This window comes from Variovorax sp. 20P10.2.4, assembly GCF_058244205.1.
Genome location: NZ_JBZAYE010000882.1, coordinates 1 through 2,432, shown reverse-complemented (window position 1 = coordinate 2,432; position 2,432 = coordinate 1). Strand labels below are relative to the sequence as shown.

Genomic DNA, 2,432 nt, shown 5'->3' with positions numbered 1-2,432 from the left:
CCGCGGCGCATCGGCTGGCTGTCGAAGGCACTCGATTGCCTGCCCGAGGCATTGCACGACCGGCTCTTGCGCGGCCAGCCGCGCAAGCCGCGCGCGGGCGAGGCCGGCGCCACGCCGATCCCCGGGCTGCCACCTTTTTCATCACCGCCCTCGCCGAAGGAAGGCTCGCCGCCAACGTGACAGTGACAGTGCCCACCCACGAACAGATCGCGCTGATCGGCGCCGGCCCCTCGGGCCTCGCCGGTGCCCGCAACCTGCAGAAGCACGGCATTCCCTTCCAGGGCTTCGAGGCGCACAGCGACGTGGGCGGGCTGTGGGACATCGCGAACCCGCGCTCCACGGTCTACCACTCGGCGCACCTGATCTCGAGCAAGAGGACCACCGAGTTCAGCGAATTCCCGATGCCCGACACGGTGGCCGACTACCCGAGCCACCGCGAGCTGCGCCGCTACTTCAGCGACTTCGCCACGCGTTTCGGGCTGCGCGAGCACTACCGCTTCGGCACGCGCGTGCTGCGCGTGGAGCCGACCTCGGACGCGCCCGACACCACCTGGCAGGTCAGCGTGGGCCCGGCCGACGGCGATGGCGAGGAGGGCGTGGAGACCTTCGAATTCAAGGGCGTGGTGATCGCCAACGGCACGCTGTCCGAGCCCAAGCATCCGCGCTTCGACGGCCACTTCGAGGGTGAGCTGCTGCACACCAGCGACTACAAGCATGCCGAGATCTTCAAGGGCAAGCGGGTGCTGATCGTGGGCGCGGGCAACTCGGGCTGCGACATCGCGGTCGACGCGGTGCACTACGCGAAGTGCGTGGACATCTCGGTGCGGCGCGGCTACTACTTCGTGCCCAAGTACGTGTTCGGCAAGCCGGCCGACACGCTCGGCGGCAGCAAGCCGCTGCCGCCATGGCTCAAGCAGCGGCTGGACGCCATGGTGCTGCAGTGGTTCACCGGCGACCCCACGCGCTTCGGCTTTCCGAAGCCCGACTACCGCATGTACGAGTCGCACCCGATCGTCAATTCGCTGATCCTGCACCACATCGGCCATGGCGACATCGCGGTGCGCGCCGACGTCGAGCGGCTGGCCGGCCACACCGTGTACTTCAAGGACGGCGGCACGCACGACTACGACCTGATCCTCACCGCCACCGGCTATGCGCTGCACTATCCGTTCATCGACCGCGCGCTGCTCGACTGGCAGGGCATGGCGCCGCGGCTGCACCTCAACATCTTCTCGCCGCGCTTCGAGAACCTCGCGGTGCTCGGCATGATCGAGGCCAGTGGCATCGGCTGGCAGGGACGCTACGAGCAGGCCGAGCTGGTGGCGCGCTACCTGCGCGCGCAGGCGGCGGGCTCGCCCAAGGCCGCGGCGCTGCGCGAGGCCGCCAAGGGTCCGGCGCCCGACCTTTCCGGCGGCTACAAGTACCTGCAGCTCGAGCGCATGGCCTACTACGTGCACAAGGACACCTACCGCGCCGCGGTGCGCGCCGCCTCGGCGGCGCTGGCCGATCCGGGCTGAGCCGACGAAAAAAGGACACGCGCCCATGCTGCCCGTCGACGAGATCCGCCTGCACTTCAATCCGGCCTCGCTGGTGCTGCTCAACGTGGTGCTGGGCTTCCTGATGTTCGGCATCGCGCTCGACACGCGCATCGAGGACTTCAAGCGCGTGGCGCGCATGCCCGGCGCGATGGCGGTGGGCATCGGCGCGCAGTTCGTCGTGCTGCCGGCCGTGACCTTCGCGCTCACGCTGGTCCTAAAGCCCGCCCCGAGCATCGCGCTCGGCATGATCCTGGTGGCCTGCTGCCCGCCGGGCAACATCTCGCAGATCCTCACGCACCGCGCGGGCGGCAACGTGGCGCTGTCGGTGTCGATGACCGCGATCTCGAACGCGCTGTCGATCGTGCTGATGCCGCTGAACTTCGCCTTCTGGGGCGGGCTGCATCCGACCGCCGCGCCGCTGCTCCAGACCATCGCGCTCGATCCGCTCGACATGCTGGGCCACATCGTGATGATCATCGGCATCCCCTTCGTGCTCGGCGTGGCCTGCGCGCACCGGCTGCCGGGGCTCACGGCGCGCATCAAGAAGCCGGCGCGGATCCTGAGCTTCCTCGCGCTGATCGCCTTCATCGTCGGCGCGATCGCGGGCAACTGGCGCTACTTCCTCGACTACGTGGGGCTGGTGCTGCTGGCCGTGGTGCTGCACGATGCGCTGGCCTTCGGCACCGGCTACCTCTGCGCGCGGCTGTCGGGGCTGGCCGACTACGACCGGCGCGCGGTGGCGATCGAGGTCGGCATCCGCAACGCGGGGCTCGGGCTGGTGCTGATCTTCAGCTTCTTCGGCGGGCTCGGCGGCATGGCGGTGGTGGCCGGCGTCTGGGGCTTCTGGGACATCATCGCGGGCCTCGCGCTCGCGAGCTGGTGGGGCCGCCGGCC

The 2,432-nt window shown here is 69.6% G+C and carries 2 protein-coding genes and 1 pseudogene; all 3 read left to right on the top strand.

The window, feature by feature from the left end; translation table 11 throughout:
• Nucleotides 1-180, top strand: a pseudogene (locus AC27VN_RS38935) (SDR family oxidoreductase); the annotation flags it as partial.
• A gap of 8 nt (nucleotides 181-188) precedes the next feature.
• Nucleotides 189-1,517, top strand: coding sequence for a flavin-containing monooxygenase (locus tag AC27VN_RS38930; protein ID WP_490880130.1), 1,329 nt, complete (start codon nucleotides 189-191; stop codon nucleotides 1,515-1,517).
• Between the two features lie 25 nt (nucleotides 1,518-1,542).
• Nucleotides 1,543-2,432 (top strand): bile acid:sodium symporter family protein (locus AC27VN_RS38925; protein ID WP_490880129.1); only part of this gene is annotated, 890 nt, incomplete at its 3' end.